This window comes from Emticicia soli (assembly GCF_037860775.1).
Taxonomy (GTDB): Bacteria; Bacteroidota; Bacteroidia; order Cytophagales; family Spirosomataceae; genus Emticicia; species Emticicia soli.
In genome coordinates this window covers 121,864-141,859 of the sequence record NZ_JBBEWC010000011.1, presented here as the reverse complement: position 1 = coordinate 141,859, position 19,996 = coordinate 121,864, and the positions used below count along the sequence as shown (strand labels likewise).

The 19,996-nt window shown below is 38.2% G+C and carries 15 protein-coding genes; 7 read left to right on the top strand and 8 right to left on the bottom strand.

Going from position 1 to position 19,996, the window contains the following annotated elements:
• Nucleotides 1-97: 97 nt before the first annotated feature.
• From WAE64_RS18325 to WAE64_RS18300, 6 genes are all read right to left on the bottom strand, one after another.
• Nucleotides 98-1,456, bottom strand: a complete 1,359-nt coding sequence (locus WAE64_RS18325; RefSeq protein WP_340239063.1) for an amidohydrolase — start codon at nt 1,454-1,456, stop codon at nt 98-100.
• Nucleotides 1,457-1,607: 151 nt separating this feature from the next.
• Nucleotides 1,608-2,468, bottom strand: coding sequence for a glycerophosphodiester phosphodiesterase family protein (locus tag WAE64_RS18320; protein ID WP_340239062.1), 861 nt, complete (start codon nt 2,466-2,468; stop codon nt 1,608-1,610).
• A gap of 72 nt (nt 2,469-2,540) precedes the next feature.
• Nucleotides 2,541-3,869 (bottom strand): galactokinase, encoded by a 1,329-nt coding sequence (locus WAE64_RS18315; protein WP_340239061.1) that lies wholly within the window; start codon nt 3,867-3,869, stop codon nt 2,541-2,543.
• Between the two features lie 63 nt (nt 3,870-3,932).
• Entirely contained in the window at nt 3,933-5,111 is a 1,179-nt protein-coding gene (locus tag WAE64_RS18310) for a thiolase family protein (protein ID WP_340239060.1), read from the bottom strand.
• Nucleotides 5,112-5,185: 74 nt separating this feature from the next.
• Nucleotides 5,186-6,442 carry a sugar MFS transporter gene (locus WAE64_RS18305; protein WP_340239059.1) on the bottom strand — a complete coding sequence of 419 codons (1,257 nt, stop codon included), beginning with the start codon at nt 6,440-6,442 and terminating at the stop codon, nt 5,186-5,188.
• Between the two features lie 61 nt (nt 6,443-6,503).
• Nucleotides 6,504-7,844, bottom strand: coding sequence for a Gfo/Idh/MocA family protein (locus WAE64_RS18300; protein ID WP_340239058.1), 1,341 nt, complete (start codon nt 7,842-7,844; stop codon nt 6,504-6,506).
• Between the two features lie 130 nt (nt 7,845-7,974).
• Between WAE64_RS18300 and folE the strand changes: the two genes are divergently transcribed.
• The 4 genes from folE (at nt 7,975) to WAE64_RS18280 (ending at nt 11,587) form a co-directional block, all read left to right on the top strand.
• Nucleotides 7,975-8,655 carry a GTP cyclohydrolase I FolE gene (gene folE, locus WAE64_RS18295; RefSeq protein ID WP_340239057.1) on the top strand — a complete coding sequence of 227 codons (681 nt, stop codon included), beginning with the start codon at nt 7,975-7,977 and terminating at the stop codon, nt 8,653-8,655.
• 128 nt (nt 8,656-8,783) lie between these two features.
• Nucleotides 8,784-9,767 carry a c-type cytochrome gene (locus WAE64_RS18290; protein ID WP_340239056.1) on the top strand — a complete coding sequence of 328 codons (984 nt, stop codon included), beginning with the start codon at nt 8,784-8,786 and terminating at the stop codon, nt 9,765-9,767.
• 269 nt (nt 9,768-10,036) lie between these two features.
• The gene (locus WAE64_RS18285) at nt 10,037-10,450 is read left to right on the top strand and encodes a nuclear transport factor 2 family protein (protein WP_340239055.1); all 414 of its coding nucleotides are present in this window, start codon (nt 10,037-10,039) and stop codon (nt 10,448-10,450) included.
• Nucleotides 10,451-10,654: 204 nt separating this feature from the next.
• Nucleotides 10,655-11,587: an SPFH domain-containing protein gene (locus tag WAE64_RS18280; RefSeq protein WP_340239054.1), complete on the top strand. Its 933-nt coding sequence runs from the start codon at nt 10,655-10,657 to the stop codon at nt 11,585-11,587.
• Nucleotides 11,588-11,639: 52 nt separating this feature from the next.
• On the opposite strand, the gene WAE64_RS18275 is transcribed toward WAE64_RS18280, so the two are convergent.
• Nucleotides 11,640-12,245, bottom strand: coding sequence for a LysE family translocator (locus WAE64_RS18275; RefSeq protein WP_340239053.1), 606 nt, complete (start codon nt 12,243-12,245; stop codon nt 11,640-11,642).
• Nucleotides 12,246-12,273: 28 nt separating this feature from the next.
• Nucleotides 12,274-12,831: an NUDIX domain-containing protein gene (locus WAE64_RS18270; RefSeq protein ID WP_340239052.1), complete on the bottom strand. Its 558-nt coding sequence runs from the start codon at nt 12,829-12,831 to the stop codon at nt 12,274-12,276.
• A gap of 445 nt (nt 12,832-13,276) precedes the next feature.
• Here WAE64_RS18270 and WAE64_RS18265 point away from each other — a divergent pair, with 445 nt between their 5' ends.
• The 3 genes from WAE64_RS18265 to WAE64_RS18255 all read left to right on the top strand — a co-directional run bounded on the left by WAE64_RS18265 (nt 13,277) and on the right by WAE64_RS18255 (nt 19,974).
• A complete protein-coding gene (locus WAE64_RS18265) occupies nt 13,277-16,531 on the top strand; it encodes a SusC/RagA family TonB-linked outer membrane protein (protein WP_340239051.1) in 3,255 nt (1,084 codons plus the stop codon).
• A gap of 25 nt (nt 16,532-16,556) precedes the next feature.
• Complete coding sequence (locus WAE64_RS18260; RefSeq protein ID WP_340239050.1) at nt 16,557-18,329, top strand: RagB/SusD family nutrient uptake outer membrane protein; 1,773 nt, start codon at nt 16,557-16,559, stop codon at nt 18,327-18,329.
• 121 nt (nt 18,330-18,450) lie between these two features.
• Nucleotides 18,451-19,974 (top strand): c-type cytochrome domain-containing protein, encoded by a 1,524-nt coding sequence (locus WAE64_RS18255; RefSeq protein ID WP_340239049.1) that lies wholly within the window; start codon nt 18,451-18,453, stop codon nt 19,972-19,974.
• The last annotated feature ends 22 nt before the right edge of the window (nt 19,975-19,996 follow it).

Below are 19,996 nucleotides of genomic sequence, written 5' to 3'. Positions count from 1 at the left end.
AATTGCGTGGGCAATTTAGTGTTAGCCCTTTATAAAACAAAAAGGTTAGTAGTAAAGTTTACTACCAACCTTTCAATAAATTGTGCCAGGCACTCAATTATTTACTTTTCTTGTCTTTTTTGCTTTTTGAAGGCTGCGCATTAACCGCTTTTACAGCATTCATTTCGAAATAATCTACTGTTAAACTGGCAAGAGATTTAATGCCTAAAGTGAAACCTGCTTCATCGATATAAAAATCAGGCGTATGGTGCGGTGCCGGATTGGTTTGTCCTTTTGGTTTACCACCTAAGAAGAAAAACAAGCCCGGAACTTTTTGCTGGAAGAAACTGAAATCTTCGGCACCTGTTTGTACAGGTTGCACAAATACATTTTCTTTACCTGCAATACCTTCAATTGTACCAATCATTTTATCGGTCAAGGCTGGGTCGTTATAAGTAACCGGATAACCTGTATCAATTGTTACATCGGCGGTTGCGCCTGCGCTTGCAGCAATATTTTTTGCAATTTCGTTAATTCTACGGTGTACTAACTGGCGTTGTTCAGGCGCAAATGTGCGGATAGTACCAATCATATCAAGCGACTCAGGAATGATATTCTGACGGATACCGCCATGAATTGCTCCAACTGTTACAATTGCCGGATTCTCGGTAATGTTCACGTTACGACTTACGATTGTTTGTAAGCCCAACACAATTTGGGAGGCCGTTACGATTGGGTCAATACCCGACCAAGGGTTTGCGCCATGTGTTTGTTTTCCTTTCAATTTAATGCCTAGTTGGTCAACTGCTGCCATTAAAGCACCATTACGGTAACCAATTTTGCCAACTTCTGTAATTGAGCTGATGTGTAAACCAAAAATGGCATCAACTTTTGGGTTGTCTAAAACGCCTTCCATCACCATTAATTCAGCACCCGATTTACCGTCTTTCAGCAATTTAGGGTCATAAACGCCTTCTTCAGCAGGCTGAAATATGAACTTCACAGTTCCGGCAATCTCATTTTTCATTGACGATAATACCTCAGCTACTCCCATCAGAATGGCCACGTGCGAATCATGGCCACAAGCGTGCATAACACCTGTTTTCTGACCATTGTACTCTGTCGATACTTTAGATTTGAAAGGCACATCAACTCTTTCTGTTACGGGTAAGCCATCCATATCAGCACGAAGTGCCACAACAGGGCCCGGTTTGCCGCCTTTCAATACTCCAACTACACCTGTTACGCCCACTTTTTCTTGCACTTCAATACCTAACGAACGAAGGTGGTCTGCCACAATTTTTGCTGTTCTGAACTCCATGTTTCCCAATTCAGGGTTTTCATGAAAATCACGACGCCATGTAATCACTTTCTTTTCGATGGCATCGGCTCCTGCATTGATCTTAGGTTTTAATGCTGACTGCCCCATGGCAACACCGCACGAAACGGTAAGTAGACTAATCAATAGATTTCTCATTGATAAAATTAATTTAGGTATAGTTTAAAAAGTTTAGCAAGTGTTTGAGACTGATTCTCCAATTTGATTCAGAATTCTCAGTTCAAACTTATTTATGAGTAATACGGCGGCTGGAAAAGCTAAATTACTGATATAAGTTTAATAATCCAAGCTATTTGATGGCATTATAGGCCTCAATCATGCGGTCGGTTGATAGAATATCAGCACCATTATTTACAAAATCCTTATAAGTTTTATCGCCTTTAGAGGCCGCCATTTTGTCAAGGTTACCCAAGGTACCTAAAATTGTAACAATACCTTTCTTATGTAGAAAATCATTAAATTCTTTATTAGGCTCTCTTGTGCCTATAAAAGCCACCATATTTTTATCAGGAATGCCTGCTTGCTGATGTCTATCGTATTCTTTCATGTCTCTGATAGTAACCGAAATCATCAGGTTCGGGTCTAAATCATAAACCTTTTTTGCCTGCTTTACGTCATAGGTAATTATTACACAATAGTCTTCGGCATGAAGCTTCTGCACCATTTCAACTACTTTTTCATAAGGTGTATTACGTTTTACATCAAGCGTGTATATTACTTTGTTTTTACCCCATTTTATAACTTCTTCCAATGTAGGTATCTTAAAATTGGTTAACGTACCCGCATTGTCTTTTAATTTCAGGTCTTTTAATTCGCTCCAATTTTGTGTAATAATTTTTCCTGTGCCCGTAGTAGTCCTATCTAATGAATTATCATGCATCATTACTAATACGCTGTCTTTAGTCAACTCAATGTCGCACTCTATGATGGTAGGGATTTTACTGGCTAGGTACTCAAATGATTCAATACAGTTTTCAGGATAGCCTGGAATGTCACCTCCTCCACGATGAGATGAAATCATGGGTTTGAAATCGGCACTATATTTTAAGAACTGCACCAATCCTTGCTTAGGCTCCTGAATGTAAGTTTTTTGGGGAACAGGTCTACAGCCTATGATAAGGGCTATTAGAAGCGAATAAACTATTTTCATTTTAAAATTGATAAAGTGTAGAACGCCATCTAAGGTAATTTTGATAGAAAACAGTCTCAGATGGCCTATAAGTTATTGAAAAAATACCAGTGATTCCTGCTTGGTTTGTTTCTGATAAAGTTTGAGTATTTCTTTAGCGCTGATAAGTCCTTTTTCGCCATGAACCATCAGACACACAGTGCCACCACTACCACCTCCGGTTATTTTAGCACCATAAACACCTGAATTAGTCCCTTTTGAATAGGCAATTTCTACAATCATATCAGTAAACTCATTACCTAAGCCACATTTATTATAACTCTGATGAGACTGGTACATTAACTCACCCATTAAAGGTAATATATCCTGATAATTTGTACCCGAAAGTCCTTTTAGCATTTCAATAAAGAAGCGCACCCGATGATTTTCATATATAGGATGTTGCGTACAGGCCTTAATATTATAATAGGTATCAGGCTTTATATTGGCTAGCGTATCAGTTACTACGCCGAAATCATTCAGAAAATCTTTGCCATACATTGAGTCGAGGCTTTTGGCATATTTTGATTCGTATTGCGACGGAGAAATATTGCTTAAAAAACCCGAATAGGGTAAATGATGGTGTTGATTGCTTTTCAGATCATGCTTTGCCACGCCATTTTTTTGTGCAATAATTGAAAAACCCATTGAAGCAGCTGTGCGTACTTCTCCATAAGAAGCACCACTTACAGCGTGTCTGATACCGCTATCGATTCCGACAAAATATAGATTTTCAGGTATTTTTATGGCTGAATAAACTTTATCCGGCTGGCATAGAATGGGTAGAAGATAATTATCTTGCCCAAAATAAGATGCTAGCTGGTCCATTAAACCACAAGGAGCACCAACAACCAGGTTTTCGGCTTTTTGGGCTAAAATAGGGAGTTCTGTACCTATAAATTCAACCGAAAATAATTCACCTAGTGCTTTTAAGGTAGCTACCTCAATGGCAGCCGAAGAAGAAACGCCCTTGCCAAAAGGCACCTCTGATTGCACCAGAATATCAAGTCCGCCCAATTTCAGGTGTTTTTCTTTGGTAAATGCTAAAACGCATCCTACAACATAAGCAGCCCAATCGCCACCTTCTATTTGTTTCAGATACTCGTTTGCCTCCTTATAATCTTTTGGTAGTTCTTCCAAGTCGATAAACAATTCGTTGTTTACCGACATATCGAGAGTTTTTATATGTAGCTGGTTGTATCCACGATGACCGATTAAGACAGTTGCTTTTTGCTTAATAGGCATTTGTAAAACCATTGAGCCTGAATAATCGGCTATGCCACCCATTACATCAAGGCGCCCAGTTGAACTGGCTTCGATTAAAGATTGATTTTCGCCAAAAAAATTTCGTAAAGTAGGAGAACTATTAGAGTTAATTTTCATAAGAAAACATCAAAATAAAGAGATGCTTTATTGAGGCATCTCTTCAAAATACTTATATGCGGGTTATAATTTTTCAATAATAATAGCACTGGCACCTCCGCCTCCATTACAAATGGCGGCTAAGCCGTATTTACCTTTTTTTTGTTGAAGTACATTAATCAGTGTTGTAACAATTCTGGCACCTGAACAACCCAATGGATGGCCGATAGAAACCGCTCCGCCAAAAACATTGACATTGTCATAGCTTAAACCTAATTCTTTGCAAAATACCATAGGCACTACCGAAAAAGCCTCGTTTACCTCAAAAAAGTCAATATCCGAAATACTTAATTTGGCTCTTTGAAGTGCTTTTTTTGCGGCAATAACAGGCGAAGTTGTAAACCATTCAGGCTCTTGCTCAGCATCGGCATAAGCAATTATTCGGGCAATAGGTTTTAAATTACCCGATTCAACGGCTTCTGCTGAAGCTAATACCAATGCCGCTGCACCATCGTTAATGGTTGAGGCATTGGCCGCAGTTACAGTGCCATCTTTAGTGAATACAGGTTTTAAAGTTGGAATTTTTTCAAAATTTACATTTTTGTATTCTTCATCCTGGCTCACAATTTTCATGTTGCCTTTTTTATTTGCTACTTCAACTGGTGTTACTTCGCTTTCAAAATATCCTTTTTCCCAAGCCTCTGCTGAGCGATTATATGATTGTATCGCAAATGCATCTTGTTCTTCCCGACTTATGCCATATTTAGCAGCTGTTGAGTCTCCAAAGCAACCCATTGCTTGCGGCTGATAAGCATCTGTTAAACCATCTTTAGCTAATCCATCAATAAGAACACCGTTTCCGTAACCATAGCCATAACGTGCTTTCTCGAGATAAAACGGAATCATCGACATATTTTCCATGCCTCCGGCAACTACTACCTGGTTTTCGCCTAATTCGATTGACTGGCTCCCAAAAATAATAGATTTCATACCCGAAGCACAAACTTTATTAACTGTAGTAGTATTAGTCCGTACAGAAAGCCCGCCATAAATTGCAGCTTGTCGGGCTGGGGCTTGTCCTACGTTTGCCTGACAAACATTACCAAAAAACAATTCATCTACGCTATCAGGGCCAACATTAGCATTTTTGATAGCAGCTTTTATAGCTGTTGCTCCCAATTTAGGCGCAGGAATAGTTGACAAAGCACCTCCGAAACTTCCGATAGGCGTTCTGATAGCAGAAATTATATAAGCCTTTTCCATTGTGATGTGAATTAAAATAAAACTGTTACAGGGTTATCCTGTAACAGTTAAACGAAGAAATTAAAAACTTAATTTCACCAGCTCTTTTTCTTATGACCAGATACTGCAAAGTAAAGTATAAAAATATAACAAACTGCCATAATCCAGAAACCTCTTTGTGGGTTTGCTTCACCACCAATTTCAGCATAGGCTAGCGGAATAATACCACCACCGGGCCCGATACCCATAATAAGTAGCGCAGAACCAATTTTGGTGAATTTACCTAATCCTTTAATTGCTAACGGGAAGATTGCAGGCCACATTAAAGCGTTTGCAAGACCCATAAAAGCAATAAAATAGATAGAAGTGTATCCGCTAGTAAAAATAGCTGCTACGGTTAGTATAAGACCCAGAATTGCCGAGTACATTAAGGCTTTTTCTTGTTTCAAATACTTTGGAATAGCAAATATGCCTATGAAATACCCCAACAACATGGTTGCCAATGTATAAGCCGGAAAGTTCTTGGCTTCATCTAGGCTGATACCAATGTTTTTACCATATTGAGCAATACCATCACCTGCAATTACCTCGGCTCCTACATATAATATAAGGGCAAGCACACCTAGCACTAAGTTAGGGAAAGCAAAAACTGAGCCTTTTTCAGATTTTCCGTCTTTTACTTCTTCTTCCTCTTTTATTTCAGGTAATTTAGAGAACCAGAATAAAACAGCAACCAAGCATAGTACAATAGCCAAAGAAATATAAGGCGTATGGATTCTTTGTGCCAATTCGTTCAGAATCGCCGCTTTTTCGGTAGCATCTGTAGTGACTTCAAGTTTGCTTTCTAGGTCGCCAATACCTTTTAGTACAATTGCACCTAGTATGATAGGAGCCAAAATACCTGCTAATTTATTAGCAACGCCCATTAAACTGATTCTTTGCGCTGCACTTTCGATAGGCCCTAAGATACTCACGTAAGGGTTAACCGCAGTTTGCAACAAAGAAAGCCCCGCGCCCTGAATAAACAGACCAGCAAGGAACAACTCAAAAGTGCGAGAATTGGCCGCAGGAATAAAAACCAATGAGCCAAGTGCCACTATTATCAAACCGATTACCATGCCATTCTTAAAACCAACTTTACCTAACAAGATAGAAGAAGGGATAGATAAAAAGAAATAAGACATGTAAAATGCAGATGTAACCAGAAACGCCTGCGTATCGGTTTTAAGTTCGCAAGCTATTTTTAAGAAAGGAATCAATGTCCCGTTTGTCCAGGTAATGTACCCGAAGGTAAAAAACAAGACTCCAATCATAATGAGAGGCATCAAATAGCTTTTATTATTTTGTTCCATATCAATAGGGTTAAGCAATTAGTTTGCTGATTGTGAAATTTGTTTAGGTTATAATTTATTATTAATAATCGTCGTTTAAACCAAACGTTCTTTTACGTGTACGCCATTTGCCCCGTGTGAAATCTGGTATTTCAACTGACGAACTGCCTCTCGCAATCGAAAGTTCAGAAAGCGGACTAATAGCACTCCATGCTGCTGCATCGTACACATCAATTGGTGGAGCAACTTTTCTTTTAATAGATTCAACAAAGGCTCTTATTACAAAGAAGTCCATACCGCCGTGTCCGGCATTCACAGCGTCTTGTTCAAATCTTTTCCAAAGTGGGTGGTCATATTCCTTCTGATAATCGGCAAAAGGCTCCCAGCTATCGTGTTTTTTCGATGTTCCTTCAATATAAATCTGGTTACCATCATTCATCCATATACCCTTAGTGCCTTGTGCCCTGAAACCCAATGAATAGGGGCGAGGGCTGTTGGTATCATGAATAATCACAATGTTTTCGCCATTTGCACACTGAATGGTTGTAGTTACAATGTCACCGAGTTTAAATTTAACTTTGGCATTTGGGTGGTTTTCTCCACCTTTCTCTACAATATAGTTATGCATACCACGTGCTTTAGTGGCCATTGAAGTAAGATACAAAAACTGGTTACCATAGTTGATGTCCATCCAATGTGCCACAGGCCCTAAGCCGTGTGTAGGGTATAAGTCTCCGTTTCTGTCAACTGAGTGTTGGGTTCTCCATTTGGCCTCGCTTATACCTTTCTCTCCAAATTCTACGCCTTTACCATAAGCAGTTTTACCATCGTTCAGTTTCACAAATCTTAAGTCGTGCTGGTAGCCGCAATGTCCGTAAAGCATTTCGCCAAACATACCTTTTCTTACCATGTTAAGCACGGCCATAATGTCACGTCTGTAACAAACGTTTTCCAGAATCATACAATGTGAGCCTGTTTGCTCAAAAGTATCAACCAAATCCCATGATTCTTGCAGTGTAACCGTTGCCGATACCTCAACACCTGCATACTTTCCGGCTTTCATAGCTGCCACTGCCATTGGCACGTGCCATTCCCACGGGGTCGCAATTACAACGCCGTCAATATCGTCTCTTTTCACCATGTTTTCGAAATCTCTTTCGCCGTTGGTGTAAGTAGCCGGGGCTTTTTTATTGAATTTCTGGATAATTTTGTTGGCTTCTGCAATTGAGTTTTTATCTATATCGCAAATAGCAGTTACTTCAACATCAGGGCGATACATCACTTGTTGCAGGTGAGTTCGGCCACGTAAACCAACACCAATAAAACCTAATCTTACTTTTTTATCTTCGGTTGGATTCTTTTTTACAATAAAGGGAATGCTCGAACTAGCCAAGCTGGTAGAGATAAAGTCGCGTCTATTCATAGTATGGTTAAAAGGTTTTGTCTGCAAAAAAATAGACTAATTATTCAATTTCAAAAGTTTAAGGTATAAATATTATTTTATTCGCGCTACAATCGCTTATTTTTGTAACCAAAATCTACCGTGGCATTTGATGAGTGATAGCAACAAAAAAACAGATTACAAACATTTATCTATCGACGAAATAGGTGAGAACCATTTGTCGGCAAATCCGGAAACCCCGATTCGAGATGATGCTTTCGAGTTAGACGATGATACCAAGATTGAAATGATAGAAGCACATTTCAAAGAAATTATGCATATTCTTGGTCTTGATTTGCTCGATGAAAGCCTCAGAGGAACACCGCACCGGGTGGCCAAGATGTATGTAAAGGAAACCTTCTCAGGGCTTAATCCTGAGAATAAACCGACCATGACCCTTTTCACCAACGATTATCATTATAATGAAATGTTGGTCGAAAAGAACATACAATTTTATTCTAACTGTGAGCATCATTTTGTACCTATTATTGGCAAGGCTCATATTGCTTATATTTCTAGCGGCAAAGTTATTGGTTTATCTAAATTGCATCGTATCGTAAATTACTATGCCCGCCGCCCACAGGTTCAAGAACGAATGACTATGCAAATAGGTGTTGCACTCAAATCGGCTCTTATGACAGAAGATGTAGCGGTTATCATTGATGCCGACCATCAGTGTGTATCGTCGAGAGGTGTAGGCGACCAGACAAGCTCAACCATTACTGCTTTTTATGGTGGAGCTTTTAAGACAGAAGAAAAGAAGAACGAGTTTCTGAGAATTCTAAGTATCTAAAAATGAGCAAGTTCTGAGAGTTATTACCGCTCAATAAATTGCTAGGCTGAAAATTGGAGTAGATAAAAACATTGAGTAGCTTGCTTCCTTAATTACTATTTACGACCACTTATTACCTCCTTTGCAGTATGAAAAAAACTCTCCGAATTATCGGCTACTTCCTGTTGTTTGTTGTTGTAGTCGTTGGTTTACTTCTAGCTTATGTAAAATTTGCTCTACCAAACATTGAGGCTCCCGAAGACCTGAAAGTTGAAGCAACGCCTGAGAGAATAGAAAGAGGAAAATACCTAGCCTACAACGTTACGGTTTGTATGGATTGCCACAGTGCACGAGACTATAGCCTCTTCTCTGCTCCACTTGTTGAGGGCTCTGATGGAAAGGGAGGTGAGGTTTTCGACCGTAAATTCGGTTTTCCAGGCCGATTCATAGCCAAAAATATTACTCCTTTTAACCTGAAAGACTGGACAGACGGCGAAATCTACCGGGCAATTACTTCTGGTGTTAAAAAAGACGGTACGCCGATTTTCCCTGTGATGCCTTATGCTTACTATGGCAAAATGGATAAAGAAGACATTTATTCGATTATCGCTTTTTTGCGCACACTTAAGCCAATAGAAAATGTAACAGAAGAGCCTGTGGCAGATTTTCCGATGAATTTCATCATGAATACAATACCAAAGAAACCAGAACATGTTAAAATGCCAGATCCGGCCAATGAAGTAGAATATGGCAAATATCTTGTCTATAGTGCGGGTTGTTTTGAGTGTCATTCGAAACCAGATGATAAAGGAAATAAAATTGAAGGTATGGACTTTGCAGGTGGCTGGTCATTTACTATTGGCGAAGGAAAAACAGTAACCTCGGCTAATATAACACCTGATAAAGAAACCGGAATCGGGAATTATACAAAAGAAGCATTTATTACCAGATTTAAAGCTTATGCCGATAGTTCTTATAAGGCTCATCCGGTTGGAAAAGAAGAATTTAATACAATTATGCCCTGGATGATGTACGCCGGTATGACAGAAAAGGATTTAGGTGCAATGTATGAATTCTTGAAAACAGTAAAACCAATTAAAAACAAGGTTGAGAAATTTGTTTACAAGCCTTAATCAAGCATTAAATTTTTTTATAGAGAGCAGCCAATTTCAAGGGCTGCTCTTTTTATTTACCGCTTATCGCTTGCAATTAACCATTTATGAGTTGCATAATACCGCTATTTAATTGTTGGTTTTAAGTTAGAATTCTTTAAAATAGTTTTGTATGCACAAACGTTGTAAGGGTAAGTCTAAATTATTCGTTTTGCCTCTGCCGCAATTAAAGAGTTGAATTTTAAACATTCACTAAGTCCGAAAAACATAAAAAAGTCAATTAACAATTTATGAAAAAGATACTTGTTTTAGTTATTCTAGTTATAATTGCTATAGCTGCTAAACTACCTAAAGCATCGAAGGCTGAAATAGCCCGACGAGGCTTTACCGCTGCTATCAATAAAGATACTGAATCCTTTGTGAAAATGTGTGACGATAATGTGGTGATAAGTATTCATTCGGACGATTCTGAAATTCCGAAAGAAACTTTCAAGGGGAAACAAGGCGCAAGAGAGTACATGGAGCGACGCAAAACCTACGAAACCTATAATTTTACCAATATGCAGTTTAAAGAATTAGGCGAAAAGGTGATTGTTACGGGTCATTTTGAAGGGAAACTATATGGTAAACCAACGTACACCAACGATTATGCAGGCATAGCCATTTTTAACGGAGATAAAATACAATACTATTACGCATTCTGACAATTCAGTATTTACAGACGCATCGAATGGCTTTAGAAGTATCATACTTTTAAAGCCATTTCTTTTTTTAATCAGTTATATAATACGTCGAATAAAATTTCTAAATATATTTCCTCAAAAATTACCACTTGTCCTTAAAAATTTCTAGGTTTCGAAAATCAAGCTACATTTGATACATTAATTTAACTAAACCTTTTAAATCCAATGAGTGCTATAATCACTATTGTAATCATCGTGGTAGTGCTTTATTTATCAGTTGTAATTGTTCAACAAGGAAACGTTGCCGTAATTACAATTTTTGGTAAGTATCAGAGAATCATGACACCCGGTCTTAACTTTAAGATTCCGTTTATTGAGTACGTTTTCCGAACTATTTCTATACAAAACCGTTCGGCCGAATTATCTTTTCAAGCCATTACCAACGACCAAGCCAATGTATATTTTAAAGCAATGCTTTTATATACAGTAACCGACCAGCAAGAGGAATCGATTAAAAACGTTGCGTTTAAGTTTATCGACCAAGCCAACTTTATGCAAGCCTTGGTGCGCTCTATTGAGGGCTCAATCCGTAGTTTTGTAGCTACAAAAAAACAAGCCGAAATATTAGGTTTGCGTACAGAGATTGTTTCTGATGTAAAAGAAAACCTCGACCACATTCTTTTAGGCTGGGGATACCATTTGATTGACCTCCAAATTAACGATATTACTTTCGATGAAGAGATTGTACGTTCGATGGCAAAAGTAGTTGCCTCAAACAACCTGAAAGCTGCCGCTGAAAACGAAGGACAAGCCTTATTAATCACCAAAACAAAATCGGCCGAGGCTGAGGGTAATTATATAAGGATTCAAGCCGAAGCAGAACGTGAAGCATCACGTTTGCGTGGACAAGGTTTGGCACAGTTCAGGGAAGAAGTTGCCAAAGGTATGGCAGTGGCCGCTAAAGAAATGGAAAAAGCTAATCTTGACTCCTCATTAATTTTGTTTTCGCTATGGACAGAATCATTGAAACATTTTGCAGAAGAAGGCAAAGGAAATGTTATCTTCTTGGATGGCTCTGTTGATGGCATGGAGCGCACCATGAAACAAATGATGGCCATGCAGCAAAAAGATAATAACGAAAAAAAGAATATTAAATAAAGGCTTAAAAATGAGAACAGTTACCTGTTCTCATTTTTTATTATTAGAAGACTTAAAATATATCGTAAATAAGTTTCATACCGATGCCAATAAATACAATACCTGAAAAATATTTTATTCTTTGAATAGTGAGGTTATTCAGGCGACTTTTAATTCTATCGGCAAATATTGCAAAGGCCGATTCCATTGCAAAAATCATGATAACACAAGTAGTAAAAAAAGCGGTTTCGTCATATATATCATATTTATAACCCTTGAGTGTTGCCGAAACTACCATCCATGAAATAAAATTGACAGGGTTAATAACATTCAGCAAAAATCCCTTGCCAAAAAAATAAAAGAACCGGGCAAGTTTAAAATCTTGTATCTGAGTAGGTGGTTTGGTATTGCTGAATTGCGCAACGCCCAAACCAACCAAGAGGAGTGAGCCAAAAACTCGTGAATAAGTTGCAAAATGCGGAATATCAGGTAAAAAGGAAGTGCCAAGGTAGGCAATGACAATCATAATCACATCTCCAAAAATTACGCCTAGAGAAATTTTTACGCCTGCCATATAGCCGTAATCTAAACTATTTTGAACTAATGCAAAAAATACACTTCCAAATCCGAAACTTAGTACGACTCCAGTAAAAAAACCTAAGGTAATGGCTTCAAGCATATTAACGTTATATTAAATAAAAATAGGTTTATAAAAGTTCTGGAAATCGTAATATTGTAGCCTTGAGAATCCCTGCAACACTCATAGAATCTGTTATTCTATCGTCTAGCACCATTTTATAGGCTTCTTTAAGAGGTACTTTGCGAACTTGCAATTGTTCAGTTTCTTCGGGTTGGCTTTCGGTTTGAGTTAAATCTTCTGCCATATAAATGTATGCAACTTCACGGCAAACTGAATTTGAGGTATGAAGTTTCGAAATCATCGTCCATTTTTTCGCTATTATTCCGGTTTCTTCAAGTAGTTCTCTTTGTGCGGTTGCCAGAATATCTTCCCCTTCGGGGCTGCCGCCTTCGGGTATTTCCCACGAATATTCTTCAATCGGAAATCGATATTGCCCAACCAGCCATGTATTTCCCTCTTCATCAACAGGAACTATTCCAATAGCTATATTTTTAAAATGCACACTTCCATAAATGCCTTTACCACCATTCGGATTTAAAACATTCTGATGAAGTACCTTTATCCAGTTATTTTCGTATTTTACCTCCGAGTCGAGGATCGTCCAAGGGTTAATGTTTTCATTCATAATTGCGAAATTATAACATTTTACCCAAGCTGAAAAATTAAGCTGAAAATTACAGAAAATATTAGCCTATAGTTTAAGCCGAAAAGAATACTAATGAATGTATATTTATAAATCGGTAGCAAAAAATACAAGTTTTTTTTGTCATTTTTGATTGAAAAAAATATGATTTTTCCGTTAATAATATCGATTTAAAACGTTTGCATATATTTTTCTAATATTTTATTTGTACAACTATTTTTATATTTACTCTTAATATAATACTATTGTATTGATTTTAATATTACGGCTAAACTTTAACGATTTCACCTAAACTTTTCCCTGAACTTTATAAGCTTTCGGGCTTTATATTTCTTCTCAAATTACTCGGAAATAGGATAAAGTAAAACTCGGTAATTGAATCGTAGTATAATTTCACAGTTTTATTAACCTAATTTTATATTTTTTCATGAAACAATCCTACTCTATTCCAATTAGGGCAAGAGCTCTATTACTGCTATTCTTTATTCTCGGGACTGCGGCCTTCGCCCAAAGAAAAGTAACAGGTAAAGTTGTTGATTCTGAGGCACAAATCGGTATTCCCGGTGTAACCGTGCTTGTTAAAGGAAGTTCAAAAGGAACTTCAACCGACGCCAACGGAGCTTACACAATCGACATCCCTCAAAATGGAGGCACAATCGTTTTTTCATCAATTGGTTATGAAACCAGAGAAGAAGTAATTGGAAACCGATCAGAAATTAACGTTTCGTTAAATTCTGATACCAAGGCTCTTAACGAGGTTGTAGTAACAGGTTATGCATCGCAACGTAAGAAAGACATTACAGGTGCTGTAACGGTTGTAGGTGCTAAAGAACTAACAGCTACTCCTACGGCCAGCGTAACGCAAATGCTTCAAGGTAGAGCATCTGGGGTAACTGTTGGTAACGACAACTCACCTGGTGGTGGTACAATGGTTCGTATCCGTGGATTCGGGTCAATCAACAACAATAGCCCACTTTATGTGATTGATGGTGTGCCAACGCAAGGTACACTAAACCAGATAAACCCTAACGACATTGAGACAATGCAGGTATTGAAAGATGCTTCTGCGGCTTCAATCTACGGTGCTCGTGCTGCCAATGGGGTTGTAATTATCACTACTAAAAAAGGTAAACCGGGTGAACCAAGCTTTACGTTCGACTTCTACACTGGTACTCAAAGACCAGGCAAAATGCTTAATTTGTTGAACACTAAAGAATTAGGTGAGTATTTGTACCAAGCAGATTTAGGTGCTGGTAAAAATCCGTCGGTTACTTCTCCTTCAGTACAATACAGATTTGGCCCTAATGGCGAGCAAACTATTGCAGATTATATTTATCCGAACGTTTACGGAACATTACCAGCTGGTATTACTTATACAAATGATATTGCTGACCCGAACTTAGGTAAAACAGCTTATAACATTACAAAAGCTAATAAAGAAGGTACCGACTGGCAAGATGTAATTTTTGACCCAGCACCGATTTCAAACTTCCAATTGGGTGCAACAGGTGGTTCAAATAACGCTAAATACGCTATTTCGGCTAACTACTTCAAACAAGATGGTATCTTGAGATATACAAAATATAACAGATACTCGGTTAGAGCAAATACAGAATTCAAAAAAGGAAGATTTACACTTGGTGAAAACCTTACAGTTTCTTACGACGAAAGACAAGGTATTACCAATAACGATGAGTCGAACCCAATTATGTTTGCGATTCGCGTGCACCCAATCATTCCGGTATTTGATATTACTGGTGGCCCTGCTGCTTTGGGTGGTACCAACAGCTCGCCTTACAATGGTTTTGCAGGTAGTAAAGGGGTAAACCTTGGTAATGCACCAAACCCACTTGCACGTTTGTATCGTGAAAAAGATAATATCACAAAAGGTACGCACATCTTCGGAAACGTATTTGCAGAACTTGACATCATGCCAGGTTTAAAAGCAAGAACAAGCTTAGGTCTCGAGTATAACCAATATAACAGATCGGAGTATTTCCACCGTGATATTGAAGCTGCTGAAGCAAGAGCTGCAAATAGCTTAAACGTTATCAATAACTTTGACCGCTCACTTACATGGTTTAATACCTTAAACTATAACAAAGAATTTGGTGCTCATTCATTGAATGTTTTGGTAGGTACAGAGGCCGTAACTACATACTCTTTTGGCTTCCAGGCTAATAGAAGTGGATTTGCTTTTGATGATTTAGAATATCGTTACCTTGATGCAGGTGCTGCTGCTGGTTTAAATAACTCAGGCGGTGGTGCAACAATCAGTGCCTTGTTCTCTCAGTTTGGTAAAGTAAACTATGCATTTAAAGATATTTATCTGGCTGACTTCACACTACGTCGTGATGGTTCATCTCGTTTCTCTGAGGCTAACAGATACGGTATCTTCCCTGCATTCTCGGTGGGTGTTCGTTTGTCTGAGTACGCCTTCATGAAAGAGTTGAAATTCTTAAACGATATGAAAGTGCGTTTAGGTTGGGGTAAAACAGGTAACCAGTTAATTCCTAACGTTTACAATGCCTACACGCTTTATGCTGCTGACCCTATCAGAAACGCATACGATATTGGTGGTACTGGTTCTTCAATTGTTGGTGGTTTTGACCTTGTTCAATTCGGTAACCCGAATGGTAAATGGGAAACCACAACTTCAACTAACCTTGGTTTAGATGCGGTATTGTTTAATAGCAAACTTGAAGTGGTTGTTGATTTGTATAACCGTGTTACGTCTGACATGTTAACACAGATTGCAATTCCAAGAACGTCAGGTACTGGTACTATTCCTTTCACAAACATTGGTGAAGTACAAAACAAAGGTATTGACGTTGGTTTGACTTACAGAGATAAAATAGGTAACTTCCGTTATCAGGTAGGTCTTAATGTGTCGCATTACAAAAATAAAGTTATTAAACTTAACAACGACCCTAACGCTACTATCTTTGGTTTTACTACTCGTCTTCCTGCTATTTCAGCTACAAAAGCAGGTTTACCGATTGCCAGCTACTACGGATATATTGTTGATGGTGTTATCAAAGATGATGCAGAAGCAGCAGCAGCTCCTAAATTTGGAACATACACAAGAGCCGGAACTTTCAAATTCAGAGATATAAATGGTGATGGTGTAATTACAGCAGCCGACAGAACCATTATTGGTAACCCACATCCTGACTTTACGTATGGTCTTAATGTTAATTTAGGATACAAAAACTGGGATTTAACTTTGTTTGCACAAGGTTCTCAAGGTAACGAAATCTTCAACTATGTTAGATACTGGACAGACTTCAATACTTTCCAAGGTAACAGATCTCACGAAATGCTTTATGATTCATGGAAAAAACAAGGTGATGTTGCTAAGCTTCCTCGCCTGAACTCTGGTGATGCAACTAGCCAACAGATTTCTAGCTATTTTATTGAAGATGGCTCATACTTACGTTTGAAAAATGTTCAGTTAACGTATTCAATCCCTACAGGTTGGTCTAAGAAAGTTGGTTTAAGTTCTGCTCAAATCTATGTTCAAGGTCAGAATATGTTTACTCTTACTAAATATACAGGTCTTGACCCAGATATTAACTTAAGAAGATCAGGTAACGATAACCAAGATATTCACATGGGTATCGACGAAGGTGCCTACCCTGTTGCAAAATCATATTTAGTTGGTTTGCGTTTAGGATTCTAATATTACTTAAAAAAATTAAAAAAGAATGAAAAAAATATTAATACTAGCACTCTTGGTTGCATCAAACTTTGCGTGTTCAGACGAGTTTTTCGATTTAAAACCGCAAGGGCGTGCTTCAATAGACCAGCTTAAAAATAAAAATGGTGTGAATGCACTCTTGATAGGAGTTTATTCATTACTTGATGGTGTAGGCTCTGGCAATACAGGTCGTACTTCAACATCATCAAACTATGTATTTGGTGGGGTTGCTTCTGATGATGCCGTTAAAGGAACAGATGCCGGTGACCAACCAGAACAATCATTTATTGAACAATATAACTGGCTGGCAGATAACACCTATTTTCTTGGAAAATGGTGGGGTATGTACGATGGCGTTGCTCGTGCTAACGAGGTAATTCAAATCGTGAAAAGTCCTGAAATTAAGGATATGACTGATGCTGAGAAAAATCAGGTGATTGCAGAAGCACGTTTCTTAAGAGGTTACTATCATTTTGAATGTAAGAAAATGTGGAACAATATTCCTTACATTGATGAAACAGTTTATGTAGCAGCAGACCCTAACTCTACAAAAATTCCGAATACAACAGATGCTTGGCCAAAAATTGAAGCTGATTTTGATTTTGCAGTAAAAAATCTTCCTGCTACTCAATCTCAAAAAGGAAGAGCTACGCAATGGGCTGCAAAAGCTTTCTTGGCCAAAGCTTATTTATTCCAAAAGAAATGGGCTCCTGCTAAAGCCTTGTTAGAAGATGTTTTGAAAAACTCTGGTAAAAGATTGATGGCTAACTACCACGAAAACTATAGAAACGGCGCTTATAACAATAATGCTGAATCTATATTCGAAATTCAGTTTTCAATCAATGATGGTACTAACGGCGATAATGGTAATGTTGGTGATAACCTTAACTGGCCTTATGCCTCAACTGCACCTGGTAGAGGTTGTTGCGGATTCTACCAACCGTCTCATAACCTTGTAAATGCGTTTAAAACAGATGCCAACGGTTTGCCAATGATTGGCTCTAAAGTTGATGGTTCTGAAGATACTTTTAATGATGTTGATTTACCAAACGACCAAGGTATCACTGCAAGTACAGCATTTACTTTAGACAAATCGATTCCTGTTGATCCACGTTTAGATTGGACAGTAGGTCGCAGAGGTGTTAATTTCCTTGACTGGGGTCAAATGCCAGGTTCGTCTTGGGTTCGTGACCAAACTTATGCAGGTCCGTTCATCGGTAAAAAATGGATGTACTATTTGGCAGAAGAAAACAGCAGCACGCACTCAACCAACAAACGTAGCACAAACAATAACTTCAGAGTTATCAAATTGTCTACAGTTATTCTTTGGTTGGCAGAATGTGAAGTTGAATTGGGTAACCTTGATGCAGCACAGGATTTAGTTAACCAGATACGTAACCGTGCAAAAACAGGAAGCGTTCAGGATGCAAGTGTAAACTACAAAGTTGAGCCATATCCTGCTGGTACTTTCACTTCTAAAGGTGCAGATTTTGCAAGAAATGCTGTTCACATGGAAACACGCCTGGAATTTGCAATGGAAGGACACCGCTTCTTTGACTTAGTTCGTTGGGGTATTGCAGCACCAGTATTGAACAAATATGCTAAAGAAGAAGGTGCTCCAGGAAAAGAGCCATCTGGTAGAACATTTGTGAAACGTGGTTATATGGTAGGTAAAACATTTACTGCACCTAAAAATAACTACTTCCCGCTTCCACAAGATGAAATCTTGAATAGCCAGAAGGATGGTAAACCTGTATTAGTTCAGAATCCGGGTTATTAATAAATTTCTGATATAGTTTTAAAATAGCCAAAGTCATCGACTTTGGCTATTTTATTTAATGCTGATTGTTAGTATATTTGAGAAAAATCAACCTTAAAATTTTAAACTTAACACTATTTTAATGCTTATTCTTGCCATTTCTGAGTGGATGGCCTTTTTGGGGCGATTCCATCCACTTCTGGTCCATTTACCAATTGGGTTCTTAATTATCGTTGGCTTTCTTGAGATTCTGAAAATAAGTGGCCGATTAAGTGTCAGTCAGGATATACTCCGATTCATATTACTGGTATCTGCACTTGGGGCTACGTTTGCTTGTATAGCAGGCTATTTTCTTTCCTTAGAAGGCGGATACAACGAAGAAATGCTCGAAGAACACAAAATGCAGGGAATATGGTTGGCGGTTTTTTGCTGGCTCGCATGGCTTGCAAAAAACACATGGTTGAACGACAGAATAGGTATCAATAAACTTTTGTATGCACCGGCATTAATATTGTCTTTAATTCTGATGGGAGTAGCAGGGCATCATGGGGGTAACCTTACACATGGCGAAACATACCTGACTGATAATACGCCTCAGCCTTTCAGAGGGTGGCTAGGTATGCCAGAAAAAACAGAAAAAGGCACTGATAAAGCAGGTGAAAAACCTAAGATTCAGAATCTCAACGAAGCACTTGTGTATCAGGATATTATCCAACCGATTTTTGAGCAAAAATGTGAGAGTTGCCACAATGCCAATAAAATGAAAGGCGACTTGAGACTTGACGAAATTGATTTGTTCAAGAAAGGAGGAAAACACGGTGCCATATTTGTAGCTGGCAATGTTGACGAAAGCGAATTTATTAAGAGGATTTTATTGCCTGAGTCAGACGATGACCATATGCCACCCAAAGGCAAAACCCAAATCACAGAAAATGAATTGGCTTTAATGAAATGGTGGATTGAGCAAGGCGCACCTTTTGATAAAAAAGTATCACAGTTACAAGTAACTGAGCCCATTAAACCTATATTAGCTAGTTTAGGAGGTGCTGCAGCAAGTACACAAATCTCTGGAGTGCAGCAAGACAAATTTGATATTGAAGAAAAGCTACTAACCGGTACAGTTGATGCAATTAGTGATAAAATAGCAAACGAATTAAAGCAAACAGGGGCTTTGATTCTGCCATTTGCGCAAAACAACAATTTTGTAGAAATTAGCTATATCAACAACTCGAAATTTGATGATAATCAGGCTAGTATGTTCTCTAAAGTAGCTGAACAAACGCTTTGGTTAAGACTAAGCAATACGAGTATAGGCGATAAAACACTTGAAGAAGTAGCCAAACTTAATAATCTTACACGATTACACCTGGAGCAAACGAAAATTACCGATGCAGGCTTGAAGCATTTAGCCACACTCAAAAATCTTGAATACCTTAACTTAATCGGAACGAAAATTTCAGATGCAGGGATAAAACAATTAGCTTCGCTAAAAAATCTTAAAAAACTTTATTTATGGAAAACAGAAGTAACGCCTGCTGGAGCGGAAGAATTAAAGAAAAGTATTCCCGAATTGAGAATTGACTTAGGAATGACGGAACAACAAATTGCTGACTTTCTTAAAGCAAAGCCAAACGAAACAAGCGACGATTTGTATAAAAAGAAATAAAACTGCCTCAAAAAAGGTTGGG